Origin of the sequence: Streptomyces sp. NPDC056738 (assembly GCF_042790435.1) — a bacterium.
Taxonomy (GTDB): Bacteria; Actinomycetota; Actinomycetes; order Streptomycetales; family Streptomycetaceae; genus Streptomyces.
In genome coordinates, this window is record NZ_JBHTZF010000020.1 from 1 (window position 1) to 22513 (window position 22513).

Here is a 22513-nt window from a genome sequence, read left to right on the forward strand (position 1 = left end):
CGCTTCCTTTGTACTCACCCTCTCGGGCTTTCCTCCGGGCGCTTCCCTTCGGTCTTGCGTTTCCGACTCTATCAGACCGTTTCCGTATCCGATTTTCTCGGTGCTTTCCAGGTTCTCGCTTTCGCGTTTCCCTTTCCGGCGAGTCCGAACTCTATCAGTCCTTTTCCGTCTCACTGACCACCATCCCGCAGACATGCGGAACAGGACCCCGAGATAGGATCTGACAAGTTGGGTGCTGCCGGGCAACGACGCCTTGGTCACGCCGCTCAGCCTCAGGCAGGAGTACGACTCTACATGGGGTGCGGGAGCGGGCGCAAATCGTTTGCCCTGTCCTCTACGGCGCCAACCGGGATCTCTCGCGCGGAACCGGCACTTCATATGACATACCCTGCTCAACAGTGCGCTGTCCGGGACAGGCAGTGACGGCCCGTATAGATCTCCACCCCCCTCGGAGGCTTTCCATGACCACCGTGACGTCCCCTCTTGCAGGACGCGCCATCGGACTCGCCGCGGTACCGGACCCCGTCTTCTCCGGAGCGATGGTCGGCCCCGGTACGGCGATCGACCCCGTGCGCGAACCCTCGGAGGCTGTCTCTCCCGTGGATGGCGTGATCGTCTCCCTTCACCCGCACGCGTTCGTCGTCGTCGACGGTGAGGGCCACGGCGTGCTGACGCACCTGGGCATCGACACCGTGCAGCTCAACGGCGAAGGCTTCGAGCTGCTCGTCAACAAGGGGGACACCGTGACGCGCGGCCAGAGTGTCGTGCGCTGGAACCCCGCGGCCGTCGAGGAGGCCGGAAAGTCCCCGGTGTGCCCGGTCGTGGCCCTCGAAGCCACCGCGGACTCCCTCTCGGACGTCCGTGAGGACGGCGACGTGAAGGCCGGCGACGCGCTGTTCGGCTGGCAGTGACTTCGACGCTGTCCTGGACGGCGCGTTCGACAAACATCACGGCGGCGGTGACGCCGCACTATGCGGAGACGGGTGAGATGGAGACAACGCTGCGAGGCGTCGGCGTGAGCCACGGTGTGGCCATCGGCGAGGTTCGGCACATGGGAACGGCGGTCCTCGAACCGCCTGCCAAGCAGATTCCCCCGGAGGACGCGGCACGCGAGCAGGCACGCGCGCGCAAGGCCGTGGAGGACGTGGCGGCCGACCTCATCGCGCGCGGCAATCTGGCGGGCGGCGAGGCCCAGGCGGTGCTCGAGGCCCAGGCCATGATGGCCCAGGACCCCGAGCTCACGGCTGACGTGAACCGGCGGATCGCCGTGGGCAGCACGGCCGAGCGTGCGGTCTACGACGCGCTCGCCGCCTACCGGGCGCTGCTCGCCGGCGCCGGTGAGTACCTCGCCGGACGCGTGGCCGACCTGGACGACGTGCGGAACCGTATCGTCGCCCGGCTGCTCGGTGTGCCCATGCCGGGTGTCCCGGACAGCGACGAGCCGTACGTCCTCATCGCGCGTGACCTCGCGCCCGCCGACACGGCGCTGCTGGACCCGACCCTGGTCCTCGGTTTCGTGACGGAGGAGGGCGGGCCGACGAGCCACAGCGCGATCCTGGCCCGTGCGCTGGGCGTACCGGCCGTCGTGGCGCTCCCCGGCGCCGGTGAGCTTGCCGAGGGCACCGTGATCGCCGTCGACGGCAGCACGGGCGAGATCTTCGTGGAGCCGAGCGCGGAGAAGAAGGCGCAGCTCGAGGCGGCGGCTGCCGCGCGCAGGGCGGCGCTCTCCGCCTCGACGGGTCCGGGTGCCACCTCCGACGGGCACAAGGTGCCGCTGCTGGCCAACGTCGGCGGTCCGGCGGACGTGCCGGCGGCCGTGGAGGCCGGTGCCGAGGGTGTCGGTCTGTTCCGTACCGAGTTCCTGTTCCTCGACGACAGCAAGCAGGCGCCGTCCGAGGAGAAGCAGGTCGAGGCCTACCGTCAGGTGCTCGAGGCCTTCCCCGAGGGCCGTGTCGTGGTGCGGGTGCTGGACGCGGGCGCGGACAAGCCCCTGGACTTCCTGACGCCGGCCGACGAGCCCAACCCGGCGCTCGGTGTCCGGGGTCTGCGTTCGCTGCTCGACCACCCCGATGTCCTGCGGACGCAGCTCACCGCGCTCGCGAAGGCCGCCGAGGGGCTGCCGGTCTACCTCGAGGTGATGGCTCCGATGGTCGCGGACCGTACGGACGCCAAGGCGTTCGCGGACGCGTGCCGTGAGGCCGGGCTGCGGGCGAAGTTCGGCGCGATGGTGGAGATCCCGTCGGCCGCGCTGCGGGCGCGGTCGATTCTGCAGGAGGTCGAGTTCCTCTCCCTGGGGACCAACGACCTCGCGCAGTACACGTTCGCCGCGGACCGGCAGGTGGGCGCGGTGTCCCGGCTGCAGGACCCGTGGCAGCCGGCGCTGCTCGACCTGGTCGCGCTGTCCGCCGAGGCGGCCAAGGCCGAGGGCAAGAGCTGCGGTGTCTGCGGCGAGGCGGCGTCGGACCCGCTGCTGGCCTGTGTGCTGACCGGTCTGGGTGTCACCTCCCTGTCGATGGGTGCCGCGTCGATTCCCTACGTCCGGGCGACGCTGGCGAAGTACACGCTGGCCCAGTGCGAGCGGGCGGCCTCGGCCGCGCGTGCCGCGGACACGGCGGAAGAGGCGCGCACCGCGGCGCAGGCGGTGCTGTCGGGCGAGTAACCGGACGGCGCCGTCATCGGGCGGCGGTTCTCGGTACGGAGGGGCGCTCCATCTTCGGATGGGGCGCCCCTTTCGCGTTCAGTGCGTGTGGCTCGTCCCCGTTCCCTCGTCTCCGAGGTCGGGCGGTACGCAATAGTCGACGCCGGATTCCGGGGAGACCAGATCGCCGGAATCGAGGTCGGTGCAGTAGGCGTCGAACACCTCGCCCGCGGTGAGGGGTTCCAGGTGTTCGCCGCGCAGGCGCCATCCGTAGACACGGTCGGTGGAGTCGGGTGCGGTGGTGCGCATGACGAGTCCGCAGGCGCTCCTGGTGGCGATGCCGAGGGCCAGGACGGTGGTGAATTCGAGGGCTTCGGACTCGTCGAGGCCTGCGGTGTCCTCGCAGCGTCCCTCTGTCCGGAGTACGGCGACGAGTGTGTCGGGAGCCGAGGAGACGCTGCACACGAGGTGGAGGTCTCCGGGGCTCGCGGTGTCGACGATGCGGGCGAGGAGGTGGGCGGCGCGGATGAAGGCGGCGCGGCCGATGTCCTCGCCGCAGGTCGCGCAGGTGCCGGTGCGGGCCAGGAGCGTGGTGGCGTACTCCCAGGTGGCGCGGCGGACGGCTTCGTCGACGAGGTCCGGGACCAGTTCGTCCAGGGGTTGTCCGTCGTAGGGGATGGTGGGGCCGGTCGCCGCCAGTTGGGCGGTGAAGCGGGTACGGCTGACCGGGGTGTCGGGTTCCAGGCCGCTTTCGGCGCAGAACTCGGCGTATTCCTCGGGGTCGAAGAGTGCCACTGTCGTGTGGCTGCCCTGGGCGGCGAGGGTCTTGAGCAGGCCCTCGACCTGCTGGAGATAGGTCGTATGGTCGTCGAAGGCGAAGGTGCGGTAGCGCAGCATCGCCCGGAAGTCCTGTTCGTCGGTCAGCAGGCCGATGGTGCCGGCGATTTCGCGGCGCAGGACGCGTCGCGTGGTGTGGTGCTGGGTGTGCGCCATGTTTCCCCCTGTGCGCAGTCGATCAATGCTCACTCACAGTAACCGGCGGCACTGACAACGCGTGGTGGGTGAGCCGTTCGCGCACGAGGCAGTGCTGAAACATGCAAGTCGTGGCCATGGTCGCGCCGAAGAGAGTCCACCCGAGGGGGCCGGCCGCGATGGCGGCTGTGACAGCGAGTGGTCCGACGCTGCGCTGTACCGCCTGAGCAAGGCCGTGGACGCCGAGGTAGCCGCCCTGGGCGGTGTCCGGGGCGAGGGCCACGGAGAGTTCCCACGAGACGGTGGCGTGGAGCATCTCCGTCACCGTGAAGGCGACGGCCGCGGCGGTCAGGAACAGGGTCACGGCCGTGGCTCCGCCTGTCGCCGAGAGCGCCAGGAGGACTCCTCCGAGCGCGGAGAACACGGAGAGCGGGACGAGGAGGGCGCGGGCCGCGGCGGTCGTGGCGCCGAGGCGGGCCAGGGGGACTTGGAGGGTCACGACCATCACGTTGTTCAGGACCATCAGCAGGGGCGCGAGGCCGTGGGGAGCCTGCTCGGAGTGCACGACGCACAGGGGCAGTCCGACCTTGAACACCGCGTCGTCGAGGAAGAGGACGGTCTCGGTGGCGACGTAGGCGAGGTAGGTGCGGTCGCGCCAGGGGCCGGCGGGGCGTGTCGCGGGGGCCGGGGCCGGGTCCTTCGACGTGGCGATCGTGCGGGCGGCCGAGGGCGGTTCGCCGCAGCGGGCGGTCGCGAGGGCGACGGCCACGAAGGAGAGGGCGTCGCCCGTGAGCAGCCACTGGTAGGCGGCGGTGGTGCCGATGGTCAGGGCGCCCGCCGCGGCGAGACCTCCGAGAGCCCAACCGGCGTTGGCGACGGTGCGGTTGAGGGCTTGGTAGCGGACGCGGTCGGGTCCCGATACACGGGTGGCGTACAGCTTGGTGAGGACGTTCGCGGCCCGGTCGCCGAAGCTGCCGACCGCGGAGAAGGCCACCAGGAGGGCGTAGTCGTCCGTGGTCAGCAGGGCGAAGGCGGCGAGGGTGCGCAGGAGTTGGAGCCCGATCAGTACGCGGGTCAGGGGCAGTCGGTCGGCCATGCGTCCGCCCAGGGGCGCGCCGGCGATGCCGACCGCTCCGGCCACGGCGACGAGGGTGCCGATCTGCGCGACCGAGAGGCCGGCGACGTAGGTGAAGTACAGGACGGAGACGGCTGCCCACAGGCCGCTGCCGGTGCGGTCGACCAGGGCGATCCAGAGCATTCTTCGGCCGTCGGGCCCTCCCGGAATGCGTGGCGGCCATGCGGCTGCGCGGCGCGTCGGGCTCACGGTTCCCCCTTGCCTCACATTATGTATTGATACATACTCAGCAACGTGGCAACACAATATTCGATCAGTGGTACGACAGCCAAGGGAATTGCCGCGTCCGTGGAACGGGGCGTGGCCGAGGGCGCCTTGGAGCCGGGCACGGCGCTGCCTCCCGTGCGCGCTCTGGCCGAGCGGCTCGGCGTCAGTCCGGGGACGGTCGCGACGGCGTACAAGGAACTGCGGCGACGCGCGATCGTGGTGACCCGCGGACGCGGCGGGACCGTCGTCGCCGCCGCGCCCTCGGTGGCGTCACGGCGCCCGCCCCGCGTGCCCGAGGGACTGCGCGACCTGGCGGGCGGGCATCCCGACCCCGCGCTGCTGCCCCTGCTGGTGCCGCCCTCGCAGCTCTCCATCGGCGCGCGCTCCCATCGCGGTTCACCGCGTCTGGCACGACTGGAGGAGGCCGTACGCGACTGGCTGGATCCCGACGGAGTGCCGGCGGAGCATGTGACGTTCGCCCACGGCGCGCTCGACCTGATCGGGCGGCTGCTCTCCGTGGAACTCCGTCCGGGGGACGCGGTCGCGATGGAGGACCCCGGCTACCACCATCTGCTGGACCTGGTCACGGCGCTGGGACTGCGCACGGTTCCGGTCGCGGTGGACGACCAGGGCATCCGCCCTGACGCCCTGCGGACGGCTCTGCGAGCGGGGGTGCGCGCGGTCGTGTTCAGTCCGCGGGCGCAGAATCCCTGGGGTGGCAGCCTCTCCGCGGAACGGCGGGACGCTCTCGTCGCGGTGCTCCAGGAGGCGCCCGACGTGCTGGTCGTGGAGAACGACCACGCGTCGTCCGTCGCCGGCGCTCCGCTGCGCACTGTGACGGCGGGCGGCCTGAACCGCTGGGTCCATGTGCGCACGGTCAGCAAGTTCCTGGGGACCGACCTGAGGTGGGCGGCCGCCGCTTGCGATCCGACGACACTGGCCCGGCACGACGGACGCCTGCTGCTGACCTCAGGCTGGGTCAGTCATCTGCTCCAGGAGACGGTGCTCCGGCTGATGACGGACGACGCCACGCGCGCGTTGACGGCACGTGCCCAGGAGACGTACACGCTGCGCCGGAACGCGCTGCTGCGTGAACTGGCGGACCGGGGCGTCCGAGCTCACGGCGTGAGCGGGCTGAACGTCTGGGTGCCCGTTCGGGACGAGTCGGCCGTGGTGAACGGTCTTCGTTCGTACGGATGGTGGGTCGCGGCGGGCGCGCGTTTCCGGACCTCGGCCGCACCCGGTGTGCGCATCTCGGTCGCGGAGCTCGTGCCCGCCGACGCCGTGCGCCTGGCCTCCGACTTCACCGCGGTGCTCGGCGAGTCGGAGGCCACCTACGGGGGCTGACGCCCGGGGAGGCCCGTCAGCCTCGCTCGCGGGCCAGCTTCTCGTAGAAGCGCAGGAGCTCGACGTCGTCCACGGATCCGACGTTGACCGCCTTCTCCATCGACGCACCCTGGAGCAGGCGCTTCACGGGTACCTCGATGCGCTTGCCGGTCAGGGTGTGGGGCACTCCGGGTACTTCGATGACCTCGTCGGGAACGTGGCGCGGGGAGAGCTGTTCGCGGATGGTCCCCTTGATGCGGTTCAGGAGGTCCTCGTCCAGGACGGCTCCGGGCGCGAGGTGGACGAACAGCGGCATCCAGTAGCCGCCATCGGGCTGTTCGACGCCGATGACGAGCGATTCCCTGATCTCGGGAAGGCGCTCGACGGCCTCGTAGATGTCGGCCGAGCCCATGCGCACGCCCTGCCGGTTGAGCGTGGAGTCGGAGCGGCCGTGGATGACGACCGAGCCCCTGGAGGTGACGGTGATCCAGTCGCCGTGCCGCCACACTCCGGGATAGGTGTCGAAGTAGCTGTCGTGGTAGCGGCTGCCGTCGGGGTCGTTCCAGAAGCGGATGGGCATCGACGGCATCGGGTTGGTGACGACCAGTTCGCCGACCTCGTCGGCGAGGGGCTTGCCGCCGGCGTCCCAGGACTGGAGGTCGGTGCCGAGACCGGCCGCCTGGAGCTCGCCGATGTACACGGGGAGCGTCGGTACCGCTCCGGCGAAGCAGGAGCACACGTCGGTGCCGCCGCTGACGGAGGCGATCCACAGGTCCTCGCGGACCTCGTCGTGCAGCCAGCGGAATCCGTCGGGGGGCAGCGGCGAGCCGGTCGTCGCGACACACCGCACCCGGCTGAGGTCGAAGTCGCGCGAGGGGTGGACCCCCGCCTTGCGGCAGGCCATGACGTAGGCGGCGGACGTACCGAAGAGGGTGGCTCCCGTGCGCTCCGCGACACCCCACTGGGCGCCCGTGTCCGGATACCCGGGGCTGCCGTCGTACAGCACGATCGTGGTGCCCGTGAGCAGGCCGGAGACGAGGAAGTTCCACATCATCCAGCCGGTGGAGGTGTACCAGAAGAAGCGGTCCTCGGGGCCCAGGTCGCAGTGCAGACCGAGCTGCTTGAGGTGCTCGACGAGGATGCCGCCCTGGGACTGGACGATGGCCTTGGGAAGGCCGGTCGTACCTGAGGAGTAGAGCACCCACAGGGGATGGCCGAAGGGAACCTGCTCGAAGACGGGCTCCACGTCGGCGGAGGTCAGCGCCGACCACTCCAGCGCGCCCTCGGGTGCCTCGGTCCCCAGCAGCGGGATGTGCACGACGGCGCGCAGGGTGGGCAGCTCGCGGCGCAGTTCCGCGACCGTGTCGCGGCGGTCGTGCTCCTTGCCGCCGTAGCGGTAGCCGTCGACGGCGAACAGGACCACGGGTTCGACCTGCTGGAAGCGGTCGAGGACGCTGCGCGCGCCGAAATCGGGGGCGCAAGAAGTCCAGACCCCGCCCACGGCGGCCGTGGCGAGCAGGGCGACCACGGCCTGGGGGATGTTCGGGAGATAGCCGCTGACCCGGTCTCCGGGCCGTACACCGAGGGCCCGCAGCTCCGCGGCGAGGGAGCCGACCTGACGGCGCAGCTCGGACCACGTCACGGGGACGGACTCGTGGCTCTCGTCGACATACAGGAGGGCCGGTTCGTCCGCGCGGGTCTCCGCGGCGCGCAGGGCGTGCTCCGCGTAGTTGAGGGTCCCTCCGGGGAACCAGTCGGCTCCGGGCATGGCACGGTCGCCGAGCACGCGCGCGTAAGGGGCGGAAAACCGTACGTCGAAGAACTCGGTGACGGCCTTCCAGAACGTCTCCAGCTCGTCGACCGACCACCGGTGCAGGGCCGCGTAGCCTCCCTCGGCCGGCGCTCCGTGCCGTTCGGCCGCCCAGGCCTGGAACTTCGTGACCCGCGCCTGGGCGATGCCCTCGGCGGTGGGCTGCCAGAGCGGTGAGGGGTTCGTGGTGGACATGGGGCGGCTCCCGGGCTGTGCGCGTCGTGGGCGTCGGTCGCGCACGAGCGGGGGTGTGCGCGTCACGCGGCTGACACGGACGATGCCATGTGATCGACTTCTTTACCAGGGCACGCCCCACATAGTCGGCTACATGAAGATGTGGCCGCGCACCAGGTGAACGGCAGTTGAACGGCTCACTCAACGGGCGCCGGTAGTGGCAGGGTGAGCAGCATGGACGGTCGTGACCTGGTGCGTTCGGTGAAAGCGGTCGGCTCGGGGGGTACCACTCAGGGGTTGCTCACCGTACGAGCCGCGTGGCGCAGGAGGCGTGCCGACGCCTCCGGGCTGCCCCGGCGGGGCGCCGAGCGGGCGCGGGTACCGGGGCCGGTGCTCGGTGTGGAGCCGGGCCCCGGCGGCGGAGTCGTCCGCTTCACCCGCTCGGAGCTGCGGATCACGGTCACGGTGGGCGGGGCGGTCTTCTGGGGCTGGGACGCGGTCGCGCCGGAGCCGTCGTACGCCTTGGCCGGCCGGTCCCCCGAACCCGATCCGCGGGCCGTCCTGGAGCCGGACAAGGACGGCGGCTGGCGGGTCGTGGCCGAGCGGGTCACGGTCACGGTGTCACGGCACGGCGCGGTCAAGGTCCTGACGCCCGGCGGGGTGGTCCTGCGCCGGGATCTGCCGCCCCGGTGGTGGGAACCCGTCGACGGCGGCACCGCCCGCTGGATGCAGCGTTCCGAAGTGGCGGCCGACGCCCGGTTCTTCGGTCTGGGCGGCCGGGCGGCCGGGCTGCGGCTCCGCGAGGGGACGTACCGGCTGTGGAACACGGACCCCGGACAGGCCTTCGGGCCGGGCGACGATCCGCTGTACCTCACGATGCCGGTGCAGATGGTCGTCGCCGACGCGGGTACGCATCTCGTGTTCCACGACACGACGTGGGACGGCACCGTGGTCCTGCGGGAGGGCGAGGAGGGCGCCGGCTCCGGGCACGACCGGGCCGGGTCGAGCGAACTGCGCATGGACGGCGGGCCGCTGCGCTGCTGGGTGATGGTGGGCACCCCCGCGCGCGTGCTGCACTCCTGGGCGTCCCTGACCGGTGCCGCGGCGCTACCGCCCGCATGGGCGCTGGGGCACCAGCACGCGCGGTGGGGCTTCGGCAGCGAGCAGGAGGTGCGCAGGATCGTCGCGGGCTACCAGGAGCGTGGCCTGCCGCTGGACGCCGTCCATCTGGACATCGACCACTACGACGCCCACCAGGTGTTCACCGTCGATCGCGACAGGTTCCCGAAGCTCCCTCAGCTCGCCGAGGAGCTGCGGCGCGACGGGATCCGGCTGGTGTCGATCGTCGACCCGGCGGTCAAGGCGGAGCCGGGCAACGAGGTGTACGACAGCGGTCTGGCCGAGGATGCCTTCGTGCGGGACGCCTCGGGACGGCTCGTACGAGGTGTCGTGTGGCCCGGGGAGGCCGTGTTCCCGGACTTCACGGACGCGCGGGCGCGCGCGTGGTGGGGCGGGCTGTACGAGGAGCGGCTCGCGCAGGGGTTCGCCGGGTTCTGGCACGACATGAACGAGCCGACGTCGTTCACGGCCTTCGGGGAGCCGACGCTGCCGCGTTCGGCCCGGCACTCCCTGGAGGGCCGCGGCGGTGACCACCGCGAGGCGCACAACGTGTACGCGCTGGGCATGGCCCGGGCCGCCTACGAGGGGCTGCGTGAACTGGCGCCGCGGGAGCGCCCGTTCCTGTTCTCGCGTTCCGGGTGGGCGGGTCTGCAGCGCTACGCGGGGACGTGGTCCGGGGACGTGGCCACGGGCTGGCCGGGGCTGCGGGCGTCGTTGTCCCTGGTGCTGGGGCTCGGGCTGTGCGGGGTGCCCTACTCGGGACCCGATGTGGGCGGCTTCGACGGCAGCCCGTCGCCCGAGCTGTATCTGCGGTGGTTCCAGCTCGGCGCGTACCTCCCGCTGTTCCGCACGCACGCCAGTCTGCGGGCCGGGCGCAGGGAGCCCTGGGAGTTCGGTGACGAGGTCCTGGAGCACGCGCGCGTGGCTCTCCTCGAACGGCGGCGGCTGCTTCCGTACTTCATGACGCTGGCGCATCTGGCGCGCCGCACGGGCGCTCCCTACGTCCGGCCCGTGTGGTGGGGCAGTCCCGAGGACCGGGCGCTGCGCGACTGCGAGGACGCGTTCCTGCTCGGCGACAGCCTCCTGGTGGCTCCCGTGCTCGACCCTGGTGCGGTCCGGCGGACGGTGCACCTGCCGCGGGGGCGTTGGTACGACACGGTCACCGAGGAGGCGTACGAGGGGCCGGCGCAGGTGGTGGTCGACGCGCCCTTGTCGCGGATTCCGGTGCTCGCGCGGGCCGGTGCCGTCGTGCCCGTGCGCGGTGCCGACGGCGGGTTGGAGCTGGAGGCGTGGGCGCCCGCGCGGGGAAGCGGCGGTGTCGGGCTCGTCGTGGCGGACACGGGCGACGGTTGGGAGGAACCGGAGGCCGAGCGCCATGTGTCCCGCTGGGAGGAGGACGAGGTGGTGGTGCGAAGGGCGAGCGGCACGGGGGGCCTGAGCGAGCCGTCGTATCCCGTACGGGTGCGGGGACTGGGCAGACCCCGTCGCTGACCCTCAGATGTACCGCCCCTCGAACCATGCGCGCGCGGCCAGGGTGTGCAGTGGGAAGGCGAGTTCGGCCGGCCGGCGCAGCAGGTGCCAGCCTTCGGTCTCGTCGGTGGCGGCGGACTTCGGCAGTTCGGCGGCCGGGCGTTCCGGGAGGAGCCCGAAGAGCAGGAGATGGCCCGCCGGGGAGCTCATCGCGTCGGCGAGCCGCACTTCCCTGCTCGCGGCGTCGATGCCCGTCTCCTCCTTGAGCTCGCGCACGACGGCCTGCCGCCAGTCCTCCCGGTGGTCGATGAATCCCCCGGGCAGGGCGACTCCCCCGCGCGCGGGAGCGATGGTCCGGGTGATGACCACGAGGGCAGCGCCCCGGTCGTCGTAGACGGGCTGCAGGGCCACCGCGACCGGAAGCGGATTGCGGTAGGCGACCGTGCCGCAGGCGGCGCAGGTGCGGGGCCAGCCGGAGATGCCCTCTCCGTAGGGGGCGCCGCAGCTCGAACAGTGCGAGTCGGGTGCGAAGTCGGCGGGCGGGTGCGGGTTTTCGGGCACGCCGCGGACTGTAGTCCATCACCGAACGGGCGTCTTCGGGTTGGACGGGATGACACGGCCGGGGCGGAAGTTCCCGGTCGGGACGGATGGGGCGGTCGGGGCGCTCCCTGCATACCCTCACCGGCGGCCGGGGCTCCGGCCGCAGGTGGCGCCCGTCGGTCCGCGCGGACGCCCTGCCCAATTTTCCCCGCGCGTGGCACACTTCTGACGTTCCGTCAGATCGAGCGCCGTGGAGGGACCGTGTCGCGTACACGCACACCTGTCGTCGCCGGGTGGTTCACAGGGGAAGGGGAGGACTTCCGTCTGCTCGGCACGCGCTGCTCGGCGTGCGCCTCGGTGTTCTTCCCCCGGGAGGACGCCTTCTGCCGCAATCCGGGATGCGCGGGCGGCGAACTGACGGAGGCGCCGCTGTCTCCCCGGGGCCGCGTGTGGTCGTACACGGACAGCCGCTACCGGCCACCGTCACCCTATGTGACCGATCCGCAACTCTCCTGGGAGCCCTACGCGTTGATCGCTGTGGAACTGGAATCCGAATGCCTCGTGGTGCTCGGCCAGGCGGTTCCCGGAATCACCGTCTCCGACCTGGCGGTGGGCATGGAGGTGGAGGTCGTCCCCGGTGTGCTGCACGAGGACGAGGAGACCACCTGGACGACATGGCACTGGCGGCCGACAGGGGTGATGGCATGAGGGGCGCGGGGCTGACGGGGGTGAGGGCGTGACCGGTGACGTGGCGGTGCTGGGCGTGGGGATGCACCCGTGGGGCAAGTGGGGACACCGCTTCGTCGAGTACGGGGTCGCCGCGGCGCGTGCCGCGCTGGCCGACGCGGGGATCGGCTGGGGGGACGTCGACTCGGTCGTGGGCGCGTCCACCGTCCGCGGCGGCTACCCGGGACATGTGGCGGGGGCGACGTTCGCGAAGGCGCTGGGGTGGCAGGGAGCACGCGTGACGAGTGTGTACGCGGCCTGCGCCTCCGGGGCACAGGCGCTCGGCACAGCACGGGCTCAGATCCTCTCCGGCCTCGCCGAGGTGGTCCTCGTGGTGGGCGCGGACGCGGCACCCAAGGGGTTCTTCCGCCCTGCCGGCGGGGACCGGCCGGACGATCCGGACTGGCTGCGCTTCCGCGTCCTCGGGGCGACGAACCCGACGTACTTCGGGCTGTACGCGCGCCGCCGGGTGGCCCTGTACGGCGACACTCCGGAGGACTTCGCCCAGGTGAAGGTGAAGAACGCGGCCCTGGGGGCGCTCAATCCCAACGCCCGCTACCGCAAGCGGGTCACGGCCGAGGAGGTCGCCGCGTCGGCCGTGGTCGCCGACCCCCTGCGGCTGCTCGACATCTGCGCGACCTCGGACGGCGGCGCGGCCGTGGTGCTGACGGGCGTGGACTTCGCGCGCCGGCACGGCATCGCGGAGCCGGTGCGGATCCGCGCGGTGTCGACGGTGTCGCCGCGCTATCCGAACACCGTGCTGGATCTGCCGGACATCGCCACCGACTCGGCGGCCGCCGTGGAACCCGCGTCCGAGACCTTCCGGGCGTCCATCGCCCGAGCGGCCTACGAGGAGGCGGGTGTCGGCCCGGAGGATCTCTCGTTCGCGGAGGTCTACGACCTGTCGACCGCGCTGGAACTGCAGTGGTATGAGGATCTCGGGCTCTGCGGCGAGGGCGAGGGCGCCAAGCTCCTGCGGGAAGGCGCCACCGCGCTCGGCGGACGCATACCGGTGAACGTCAGCGGCGGGCTCGCCTCCTTCGGAGAGGCCGTTCCGGCGCAGGCCATCGCCCAGGTGTGCGAACTGACCTGGCAGTTGCGCGAGGACGCCGGTGACCGGCAGGTCACCGGGGCACGGGTGGGGATCACCGCGAACCAGGGGCTGTTCGGGCACGGCTCCTCGGTCGTGGCGGTTCGCTAGGCGCGTGGTGGGCTGCGTCGGCCCCTCCTTCCGCACCGGCTGTGACGACCCCGGAATCCTGCGTGAACACCTCGTGAATCGCACACCGGCGTACGCCGACAGCGGGACCATGCTGTTGTGCCCTCCTGGACGGATATGGTCCGTTTCGCCTTCCAGCCGGTCGTCAACCTGACGACCGGAGGGGTCGCGGCGCTGGAGACGCTCGCCCGCCCGGAGTCCGGCGACATCCTGGCGCGAGCCCGCCGCGATCCCGAACTGGACGGCCGGCTCGCCGCGCTGGCCATCCGGGCCGCCGCACGCAGGGAGACGCTGCTCCCCCTGCACGTCAACGTGTTCGCCGGAACGCTGGCCGACCTCGGCCGGCTCTCCGCGCTGCGCAACGAGGTGCGGCAAGCCGGACGGCTTCCCTGGGAGGTCACCGTCGACGTCGTCCCGCCGTACACGCACGTGCCGCAGCACGCCCTGCTGGAGGCGGTGGCCACGGTGCGCGGCCAGGGCTTCCGGATCTGCGCGGACGGCATCGGCGACGGCGACGTACCGCTGCGTCTGCTCACGGACCTCGCCCCGGAGCTGATGAAGCTCGACGTGTCCCTGCTGTCGCGGCCCGCCGCGGTACGCGCGATGCGGACGCTGTGCGAACAGCTCGGCGCGCTGCTGTCCATCGAGGGCGTCGAGACGGAACTGCAGTGCGCCGCCGCGGTGTCGGCGGGTGCGCAGCTCGCGCAGGGCGATCTGTTCGCCCCGCCGGCCCGGCGGCCCTCGGCGGATGTATACGTTCCGGCGCTGTCACCGGGTGCCCGCAGCGCGCCCCGGTCCGGGCCGTCCGTGGGGCAGTTCGTCCGCCCGGCCGCGCTGCTGCCGGCTTCAGCGTCGGCCGGAGAGGTCAGGTCCCTGCTCACCGGGTCGCCCGAGGTGTCCGGCGTGCTCCTCGTGGACCCGTTCGGGATACCGGTCCGCTCGGTGCACCGGTCACGGTTCCTGCTGTCGATGTCCGGCCGCTACGGGCACGCCCTGTACGCCGACCGGCCGGCCGCCAAGCTGGGTGACGCGCCGCGTACGGTCGGCCTCGACGCGACCGCCTGGGAAGTGCTCGACGTGGTCGCGGACGGGGACCGGGACCGTACGTCCGACGATGTCGCGGTCGTCGACCGGTACGGACGGTGCGTGGGTGTCGTACGCCTCGCGGATCTCGTACGGGCGTTGTCGGAGAGCCGGGTCGAGGAGGCGGCGGGGCTCAACCCGCTGACCCGGCTGCCCGGTTCGGACACGATCACCGGCGAGGTGGACCGGCGGATCGCGGACGGCCGGATGTTCGCGCTGAGCTGGCTGGACATCGACCACTTCAAGCAGGTCAACGACGGAGCGGGCTTCGCGGCCGGCGACGAGCTGATCAAGGCGGTGGGGCGGATGCTGCAGCACGCGGCGTCCGAGGCCACGATGGTCGGGCACATCGGCGGCGACGACTTCCTGGTCCTCGCCGACCCCGACACGCTCGACCCGCTGGCCGCGTCGGTGCTGGACACGCCCTGGGCCGCGGGCGGGCGCGCCGTCACCCTGTCGCTGGCCACGGTGCTGTGCGCGCCCGGCAGCGTGCTCGACCACCGGCAGGCGGCCACCTCGCTGGCACCGCTCAAGCAGGCCGCCAAGGCCCTGGACGGGGCGAGTTGGGTGCTGGGGCGCGCGGGACTGCCCGGTCATGAGGTCCGGCGCGGTGTGGGGACCGGTCCGATGGAGCCGTACGGGCAGACGCTCACCGGTTGATCCGGTCGACCGCCCGCACCTCGATCGCACGCGCCCCCATCGCCTGCACCTCGATCGCCTTGACCCCGATCATCTGACCACCCGATCGCACGACCACTCGACCGACTGGCCGGTTCCGTCCGTACGGTGCCGGCGGACCTTCGTGACGCGTCCACGTGGCGCCCCGCAACCGGTGCGGTCCACGACCTTGACGCCCCCTGGGCACCGGTGAACACTTCCGGGACGCCGGGCGGGGTGCGGGACCTCCCCGCCTCCGGCGGAAACAGCCATGGGAACGCCCTCGCACGTCGGCCCGGAGCTGATCGTTCCGGGCGAGAGCCCAGGAGCCGCCATGAGCAACGGAGACATCTTCGTAGGCGAGTTGATCGGCACAGCGATTCTCATTCTCTTCGGCGCGGGTGTGTGCGCCGCTGTCACCCTGAACAGATCGAAGGCCCAGGGAGCGGGCTGGATCGTCATCACCTTCGGCTGGGGCTTCGGTGTCCTGGCCGGTGCCTACACCTCGGCGCCGCTGTCGGGAGGGCAGATCAACCCGGCGGTGACCATCGGGTTCGCGATCGAGGGTTCCACCAAGTGGTCGGACGTGCCCTTCTACCTCGCCGGCCAGTTCGCCGGCGCCGTCCTCGGCGCGGTCCTGTGCTGGCTGCTCTACCTCGGGCAGTTCAACCTCAACGCCGAGGAGGACAAGGCCATCGAGACCCTGGGGATCTTCTCCACGCGTCCCGAGATCGACAACCCGGTACAGAACCTGATCACAGAGACCATCGCCACCGCCGCTCTGATGCTTCCCATCCTCGCGATGGTCGGCGGCGACAAGCACGTCGCCGGCATCGGCGACGCGGGGCTGCCGGTCCTGCTCATCTCCTTCCTCGTCGTCGGCATCGGACTCTCCCTGGGCGGCCCCACGGGGTACGCCATCAACCCGGCCCGCGACCTGGGGCCGCGCCTAGCGCACGCGCTGCTGCCGATCCCGAACAAGGGCACGTCGGAGTGGAGATACTCCTGGATCCCGGTGGTCGGTCCCGTCGCCGGCGCCGCCATCGGCGCCGGGATCTACGACGTGGCCTTCTGACGCATCGCCGCCACCTCGAAGTGCGGATTCCTGACGAGACATCAGCCTCCTGACGAAGAACACGTAAGGGGACGACATGACGGACCACGCCGAGAAGTACGTCGCCGCAATCGACCAGGGCACCACCTCAAGCCGCTGCATCATCTTCGACCAGGGCGGCGCGATCGTCGCCGTCGACCAGCGCGAACACCGGCAGATCTTCCCCAAACCGGGCTGGGTGGAGCACGACGCCACCGAGATCTGGTCCAAGGTGCAGGCCGTGGTCGCGGGAGCGCTCGCCAAGGCCGGACTGCGCGCCGACCAGCTCAGCGCGCTCGGCATCACCAATCAGCGCGAGACGACCGTTCTGTGGGACCGCGCCACCGGCAAGCCCGTCCACAACGCGATCGTGTGGCAGGACACCCGCACGTCGGCGCTCTGCAACGAACTGGGCGGCCCGGACGGCCAGGACCGCTTCCGCGAGCAGACCGGACTGCCCCTGGCCAGCTACTTCTCCGGGCCGAAGGCCGCCTGGCTGCTCGACAACGTCCCGGGCCTGCGCGCTCGCGCCGAACGCGGTGAGATCGCCTTCGGCACCATCGACTCCTGGCTCATCTGGAACCTGACCGGCGGCACCGACGGCGGACGGCACGTCACCGACGTGACCAACGCCGGGCGCACCATGCTGATGAACCTGGACACCCTCCAGTGGGACCCTTCCATCCTCTCCGCGATGGACATCCCCGAGGCGGTGCTGCCCGAGATCAGGTCCTCCGCCGAGGTGTACGGCACCGCCGTGGGCCAACTCGCCGGTGTGCCGGTCGCGTCGGCGCTCGGCGACCAGCAGGCGGCGGTGTTCGGCCAGGCCTGCTACGACGTCGGCACGGCCAAGAACACCTACGGCACCGGCAGCTTCCTGCTGCTGAACACCGGCAACAGGCCCGTTCCGTCGAAGAACGGGCTGCTGACCACCATGGGATACAAGATCGGCGACGAGGCTCCGGTCTACTGCCTGGAAGGGTCCATCGCGATCACGGGCGCCCTGGTCCAGTGGTTCCGGGACCAACTGGGCATCATCCGTTCCGCCGACGAGATCGAGACGCTGGCGGCGAGCGTCGACGACAACGGCGGCGCGTACATCGTGCCCGCCTTCTCTGGCCTGTTCGCCCCCTACTGGCGCTCGGACGCGCGCGGTGTCATCACCGGTCTCACGCGGTACGTCACGAAGGCGCACCTCGCGCGCGCGGTCCTGGAGGCCACGAGCTGGCAGACCCGTGAGGTCGTGGACGCCATGTACCAGGACTCCGGGGTGCGGATCACCACCTTGAAGGTGGACGGCGGCATGACCAAGAACAACCTGCTGATGCAGCACCAGGCGGACGTCCTCGGCGTGCCGGTGATCCGTCCGAAGGTCTCCGAGACGACTTGCCTGGGCGCCGCGTACGCGGCGGGGCTGGCGACCGGGGTGTGGAACGGCCTCGACGAGCTGAAGGGGCACTGGCAGAAGGACGTCGAATGGACGCCGTCCATGGAGGCGTCGGTGCGCGACAGCGAGTACGACAACTGGCGCAGGGCGGTGGAGAAGAGCTTCGGCTGGCACGACGACACCGTCGAGTGACTCCCGCGCGCGTGGGAGGCGGGTGAACCACGCGCGCGTGGGCGTGACCGCGGCCCGTACCCCGGTCGGCGGGGGTACGGGCCGCACCCGCGCGTCGTGACGGCGCCGGGGCGGCGTCAGGTCGAGACGGCCTCACGAGCGGCCGCCGCTTGTGCCATCGCGTGCTGGACGACGCGGATGAGGACTTCCTTGACCGATTCGCGGTCGCGCGCGTCGCAGAGGACGACGGGCACGTCCGGGTCGAGGTCGAGGGCCTGGCGGACTGCCTCCGCGGGGTAACGGGCGGCCTCCTCGAAGCAGTTGACTCCCACCACGAAGGGTATGGAGCGCCGTTCGAAGTAGTCGACCGCGGCGAAGCAGTCCTCCAGACGGCGAGTGTCGGCCAGCACGACGGCACCCAGGGCACCTGTGGCGAGCTCGTCCCAGAGGAACCAGAAACGATCCTGCCCGGGGGTCCCGAACAGATAGAGCACCAGGTCCTCGCGCAGCGTGATCCTGCCGAAGTCCATGGCGACGGTCGTGGTGTGCTTGCCCTCCACACCACTGATGTCGTCGATGGGCCGGCCCGCCTCGGTGAGGACTTCCTCGGTGCGCAGCGGCCTGATCTCGCTGACCGCGCCGACGAGGGTCGTCTTGCCCACGCCGAAGCCGCCCGCTACCAGGATCTTGAGCGTGACGGGCTCGACCGGAGGCTTCCCGCGCTCAGAACGCCCGAAGATCATCGATCTCTTCTCCTGCTTGATGGGGGTCGTGCGGCGGTGGGCCGTAGCCTCCGCCGCCGGGGGTTTCGATGACGAGTACGTCGCCGGGTCCGACGTCCGCCGCGTCGCTTCCGCCGAGTTCCGTGACCGTGCCGTCGGCGCGCTCGACCCGGTTGACGCCGAGAGCACCGGGCTCGCCGCCCGCCATGCCGTACGGCGGCACCTTGCGGTGCTGCGACAGTGTCGAGACGGTCATCGTCTCCAGGAATCGGATGCGCCGTACGGCTCCGTCGCCGCCCGGCCAGTGTCCGGGGCCGCCGCTGCCGTGTCGAATCGCGAACTCCTCCAGCCTGACGGGCAGTCGCCACTCCAGGACCTCGGGGTCGGTGAGCCGCGAGTTGGTCATATGGGTCTGTACGACGGGGGCGCCGGGGAAGCCGTCGCCGGCGCCCGAACCGGAGCCCACGGTCTCGTAGTACTGGTGGCGCTCGTTGCCGAACGTCACGTTGTTCATGGTGCCGGAGCCTTCCGCCTGGACGCCCAGGGCCGCGTACAGGGCGCCGGTGATCGCCTGGGAGGTCTCCACGTTGCCCGCGACGACGGCGGCCGGGGGCTCCGGGGCGAGCATCGACCCCGGCGGCACCACGATGTTCAGAGGGCGCAGGCAGCCGTCGTTGAGTGGGATGTCGTCGTCCACCAGGGTGCGGAAGACGTACAGGACAGCGGCGTTGACGACGGCGAAGGGGGCGTTGAAGTTGGTGCCGAGCTGCGCTGACGTGCCGGTGAAGTCGACGGTGGCCGAGCGTGCTTCGCGGTCGACGGAGACGCGGACCCGGATGACCGCCCCCGAGTCCGTCTCGTAGGCGCACTCGCCGTCTTCGAGCGTGTCGATGACGCGGCGCACTGCCTCCTCCGCGTTGTCCTGGACGTGCCTCATGTACGCCTGGACGACGTCGAGCCCGAAGTCCTCGATCATCCGGCCCACTTCGTCGACGCCTTTGCGGTTGGCGGCGATCTGGGCGCGCAGGTCGGCGAGGTTCGTCCCCGGGTTGCGCGACGGGTACGGGGGCGCCGTGAGCAGGGCCTGTGTCTCCGCCTCCCTGAACCGTCCGTTCTCGGCGAGCAGCCAGTTGTCGAAGAGGACGCCCTCCTCGTCGATGGTGCGGCTGTTCGCGGGCATGGAGCCCGGGGCGATGCCGCCGATCTCGGCGTGGTGGCCGCGCGAGGCGACGTAGAACAGGATCCGCTCACCCTCCGTGTCGAAGACGGGGGTGATCACGGTGACGTCGGGGAGGTGGGTGCCGCCGTGGTACGGGTCGTTGACCGCGTAGGTGTCACCGGGCCGCATGCGGTCGCCGCGCCGCCGGACGACCTCCTGCACGCTCGTGCCCATCGAGCCCAGGTGGACCGGGATGTGAGGGGCGTTGGCCACCAGGTTCCCGTCGGGGTCGAACAGGGCGCAGGAGAAGTCGAGGCGCTCCTTGATGTTGACGGACTGGGCGGTCGATTCCAGTCGGGCGCCCATCTGTTCGGCGATGGACATGAAGAGGTTGTTGAAGACCTCGAGCAGAACGGGGTCCGCCTGAGTGCCGAGATCGGAACTCTCCGTGACGGCCGCGCGTTCCATGACCAGATGCCCGTCGTCCGTCGTCGCGGCCCGCCAGCCGTCGTCGACGACGGTTGTCGCGCCTGCCTCGGCGATGATCGCGGGTCCGTCGACGGTCCGGCCGGGCGGGAGTTGCCGGCGTTGGTGCAGGGGCACTTCGCGCCAGGCGCCGTCCGTGTGCAGTCGGACGGTCGTGGCGGTGGGGCGGGAGGCGGGTGCGGCCTCGTCGGGGGCGAGGGCGGAGAGATCGGGGGGTTCGGTGAGACCGGTGGCTTCCACGGAGAGGGCTTCGACGACGACCGGACGGTCGAGGGTGAAGGAGTAGGTGGCGCGATGACGTTCTTCGAAGGCGTGGGTCATGGTGTCGGGCTCGGTGAGCTCGACGGTCAGTGCCGTGTCCGTGCCGTCATAGCGGAGCTGGGCCCGGCGGGTGATCCGGATGCGGTGCTCGGGGACGTCCTCGGCGAGGAGTTCGGCGCGGGTGGCGCTTTCCAGGTCGTCGGCGGTCTTGAGGATGCCGGGCATGGAGGCCGGTTCGAGGCGTGTCTCGACGGACTGTTCGCGCATGGCCGTCGTGTCGGCGAGTCCGATGCCGAGGGCGGACAGGACGCCTGCCATGGGCGGGACCAGGACGGTGCGGATGCCGAGCGAGTCGGCGACCATGCACGCGTGCTGGCCTCCGGCGCCACCGAACGTGGTGAGCGCGTAGCGCGTGACGTCGTGGCCCTTCTGTACGGAGATCCGCTTGACGGCGTTGGCGATGTTGGCCACGGCGATCTGCAGGTAGCCCTCGGCCACCTGCTCGGGGGTGCGGGCGTCGCCGGTCCGCTCGTGGATCTCCTGCGCGAGGGCGGTGAAGCGGTCCCGGACGAGAGCGGCGTCGAGGGGCTGGTCGCCTCCGGGGCCGAACACCTTGGGGAAGTGCGCGGGCTGGACGCGCCCGAGCGCGACGTTGGCGTCGGTGACCGTCAGGGGACCGCCGTTGCGGTAGCAGGCGGGTCCGGGGGAGGCTCCGGCCGAGTCGGGGCCCACGCGGTAGCGGGAACCGTCGAAGTGGAGCACCGATCCACCGCCCGCGGCGACGGTGTGGATGTCCAGCATGGGGGCACGCAGGCGGACTCCGGCGATCTGTGTGGTGAAGGTCCGTTCGTATTCTCCGGCGAAGTGGGAGACGTCCGTGGACGTTCCGCCCATGTCGAATCCGATGACACGGTCGTAGCCGGCGAGTTGCGACATCCGGGCCATGCCGACGATGCCGCCGGCGGGGCCCGAGAGGATGGCGTCCTTGCCGCGGAACTGCCCGGCCTCGGCGAGGCCTCCGTTGGACTGCATGAACATCAGCCGCACGCCCTGGAGTTCGGCGGCGACCTGCTGGACGTAGTGGCGCAGCACGGGCGACAGGTAGGCGTCGACGACGGCCGTGTCCCCGCGTGGCACCAGCTTCATCAGCGGGCTGACCTCGCTGGACAGCGAGACCTGCGGGAAGCCGACACGTGTCGCCAGCGCGCCCACGGCTTGTTCGTGGGCGGGGTGGAGATGGCTGTGCATGCAGACGACGGCGACGGCACGGATCCCGTCGTCGTAGGCCTCCTGGAGGGACGCGGCGAGAGCGTCCAGGTCGGGGGCGCGCAGGACGGTGCCGTCCGCGGCGATCCGTTCGTCGACCTCGACCACGCGCTCGTAGAGGAGTTCGGGGAGCTCGATCGCGCGGGCGAAGATGGCCGGGCGGTTCTGGTAGGCGATGCGCAGGGCGTCACGGAAGCCCCGGGTGGTGACGAGGAGGGTGCGCTCGCCCTTGCGTTCCAGGAGGGCGTTGGTCGCGACGGTCGTGCCCATGCGCACGGCGTCGACCGGGGCGTCCGTGTCTCCTTCGTGGCCGAGGAGTTCACGGACGCCGGCGACGGCCGCGTCGGCGTAGCGGGCCGGATTGTCGGACAGCAGTTTGTGCGTGAGCAGCCCCCCGTCGGGGCGCCGCGCGACGATGTCCGTGAAGGTCCCGCCCCGGTCGACCCAGAACTGCCAGCCTGTCACGTCTGTTCCCCGTTTCCGCCCAGCTCAGAGCGCCCGGAGGCCGCTGATCACGTCGCGCAGAATACTCTCGTCCGGCAGTTCGGCAGGGGGAACGGGACGTGTCACATGGACCATTTCGTCATCCACCAGATCCCCGATCAGGACCCGCACCACTCCGATGGGCAGATCGAGCTCCGCCGCGAGTTCGGCGACGGACTGGGGGACGTCACGGCAGAGTTCGACGATGTCCACGTGTTCCGGGGACAGCGAATGGTCCGCCTCGGGGTCCTCGGCGTGCTGTTCCGTGACCACGAGCGCGATCAGATCGAGGCGGTGCTGGCCCGCGCTGGTGGTGCGTCCGCGGGTCATCGCGTACGGGCGGACCACCGGGCCCGCCTCGTCGTCGAACCAGTGGCGTCTTCCCTGACCGTCTCCGCTCATGTCATCC

16 protein-coding genes are annotated in these 22513 nt (G+C 71.2%); 9 read left to right on the forward strand and 7 right to left on the reverse strand.

Annotation, left to right across the window (positions count from 1 at the left end):
* The first annotated feature begins 461 nt into the window (after window positions 1-461).
* Window positions 462-911 (forward strand): PTS glucose transporter subunit IIA, encoded by a 450-nt coding sequence (locus ACFRIC_RS36655; protein WP_382795445.1) that lies wholly within the window; start codon window positions 462-464, stop codon window positions 909-911.
* A 77-nt stretch (window positions 912-988) separates the two neighbouring features.
* The gene (ptsP, locus tag ACFRIC_RS36660; RefSeq protein ID WP_382795447.1) at window positions 989-2659 is read left to right on the forward strand and encodes a phosphoenolpyruvate--protein phosphotransferase; all 1671 of its coding nucleotides are present in this window, start codon (window positions 989-991) and stop codon (window positions 2657-2659) included.
* A gap of 78 nt (window positions 2660-2737) precedes the next feature.
* Here the strand turns inward: ptsP and ACFRIC_RS36665 are convergent, their stop codons facing one another.
* On the reverse strand, window positions 2738-3631 hold the full coding sequence (locus tag ACFRIC_RS36665; protein WP_382795450.1) for a hypothetical protein: 894 nt from the start codon (window positions 3629-3631) through the stop codon (window positions 2738-2740).
* Between the two features lie 22 nt (window positions 3632-3653).
* Window positions 3654-4868, reverse strand: coding sequence for an MFS transporter (locus ACFRIC_RS36670; protein ID WP_382795453.1), 1215 nt, complete (start codon window positions 4866-4868; stop codon window positions 3654-3656).
* Window positions 4869-4979: 111 nt separating this feature from the next.
* Between ACFRIC_RS36670 and ACFRIC_RS36675 the strand changes: the two genes are divergently transcribed.
* Window positions 4980-6299: an aminotransferase class I/II-fold pyridoxal phosphate-dependent enzyme gene (locus ACFRIC_RS36675; protein ID WP_382795456.1), complete on the forward strand. Its 1320-nt coding sequence runs from the start codon at window positions 4980-4982 to the stop codon at window positions 6297-6299.
* 16 nt (window positions 6300-6315) lie between these two features.
* Here ACFRIC_RS36675 and ACFRIC_RS36680 read toward each other — a convergent pair whose 3' ends face one another.
* Window positions 6316-8283, reverse strand: a complete 1968-nt coding sequence (locus tag ACFRIC_RS36680) for an acetoacetate--CoA ligase (protein ID WP_382795459.1) — start codon at window positions 8281-8283, stop codon at window positions 6316-6318.
* Window positions 8284-8496: 213 nt separating this feature from the next.
* On the opposite strand from ACFRIC_RS36680, the gene ACFRIC_RS36685 reads away from it, so the two are divergent.
* Entirely contained in the window at window positions 8497-10872 is a 2376-nt protein-coding gene (locus ACFRIC_RS36685) for a TIM-barrel domain-containing protein (protein ID WP_382795462.1), read from the forward strand.
* A gap of 3 nt (window positions 10873-10875) precedes the next feature.
* Here the strand turns inward: ACFRIC_RS36685 and ACFRIC_RS36690 are convergent, their stop codons facing one another.
* The gene (locus ACFRIC_RS36690; protein WP_382795465.1) at window positions 10876-11412 is read right to left on the reverse strand and encodes an NUDIX domain-containing protein; all 537 of its coding nucleotides are present in this window, start codon (window positions 11410-11412) and stop codon (window positions 10876-10878) included.
* A gap of 240 nt (window positions 11413-11652) precedes the next feature.
* Here ACFRIC_RS36690 and ACFRIC_RS36695 point away from each other — a divergent pair, with 240 nt between their 5' ends.
* The 5 genes from ACFRIC_RS36695 (at window position 11653) to glpK (ending at window position 17748) form a co-directional block, all read left to right on the forward strand.
* Window positions 11653-12099 (forward strand): Zn-ribbon domain-containing OB-fold protein, encoded by a 447-nt coding sequence (locus ACFRIC_RS36695; RefSeq protein ID WP_382795469.1) that lies wholly within the window; start codon window positions 11653-11655, stop codon window positions 12097-12099.
* A gap of 28 nt (window positions 12100-12127) precedes the next feature.
* The gene (locus ACFRIC_RS36700) at window positions 12128-13318 is read left to right on the forward strand and encodes a lipid-transfer protein (protein ID WP_382795472.1); all 1191 of its coding nucleotides are present in this window, start codon (window positions 12128-12130) and stop codon (window positions 13316-13318) included.
* A gap of 117 nt (window positions 13319-13435) precedes the next feature.
* Window positions 13436-15079 carry an EAL domain-containing protein gene (locus ACFRIC_RS36705; protein ID WP_382795474.1) on the forward strand — a complete coding sequence of 548 codons (1644 nt, stop codon included), beginning with the start codon at window positions 13436-13438 and terminating at the stop codon, window positions 15077-15079.
* A 331-nt stretch (window positions 15080-15410) separates the two neighbouring features.
* Complete coding sequence (locus tag ACFRIC_RS36710; RefSeq protein ID WP_382795477.1) at window positions 15411-16151, forward strand: MIP/aquaporin family protein; 741 nt, start codon at window positions 15411-15413, stop codon at window positions 16149-16151.
* A gap of 76 nt (window positions 16152-16227) precedes the next feature.
* Window positions 16228-17748 (forward strand): glycerol kinase GlpK, encoded by a 1521-nt coding sequence (glpK, locus tag ACFRIC_RS36715; RefSeq protein ID WP_382795480.1) that lies wholly within the window; start codon window positions 16228-16230, stop codon window positions 17746-17748.
* Window positions 17749-17864: 116 nt separating this feature from the next.
* On the opposite strand, the gene ACFRIC_RS36720 is transcribed toward glpK, so the two are convergent.
* From ACFRIC_RS36720 to ACFRIC_RS36730, 3 genes are read right to left on the reverse strand one after another with little or no spacing between them, the layout of a single operon-like run.
* Window positions 17865-18470, reverse strand: coding sequence for an ATP/GTP-binding protein (locus tag ACFRIC_RS36720; RefSeq protein ID WP_382795482.1), 606 nt, complete (start codon window positions 18468-18470; stop codon window positions 17865-17867).
* Window positions 18451-22086, reverse strand: coding sequence for a hydantoinase B/oxoprolinase family protein (locus ACFRIC_RS36725; RefSeq protein WP_382795485.1), 3636 nt, complete (start codon window positions 22084-22086; stop codon window positions 18451-18453). The genes ACFRIC_RS36720 and ACFRIC_RS36725 overlap by 20 nt, the downstream gene beginning before the upstream one ends.
* A 24-nt stretch (window positions 22087-22110) precedes the next feature.
* The gene (locus ACFRIC_RS36730; protein ID WP_382795487.1) at window positions 22111-22506 is read right to left on the reverse strand and encodes a DUF742 domain-containing protein; all 396 of its coding nucleotides are present in this window, start codon (window positions 22504-22506) and stop codon (window positions 22111-22113) included.
* Between the last annotated feature and the right edge of the window lie 7 nt (window positions 22507-22513).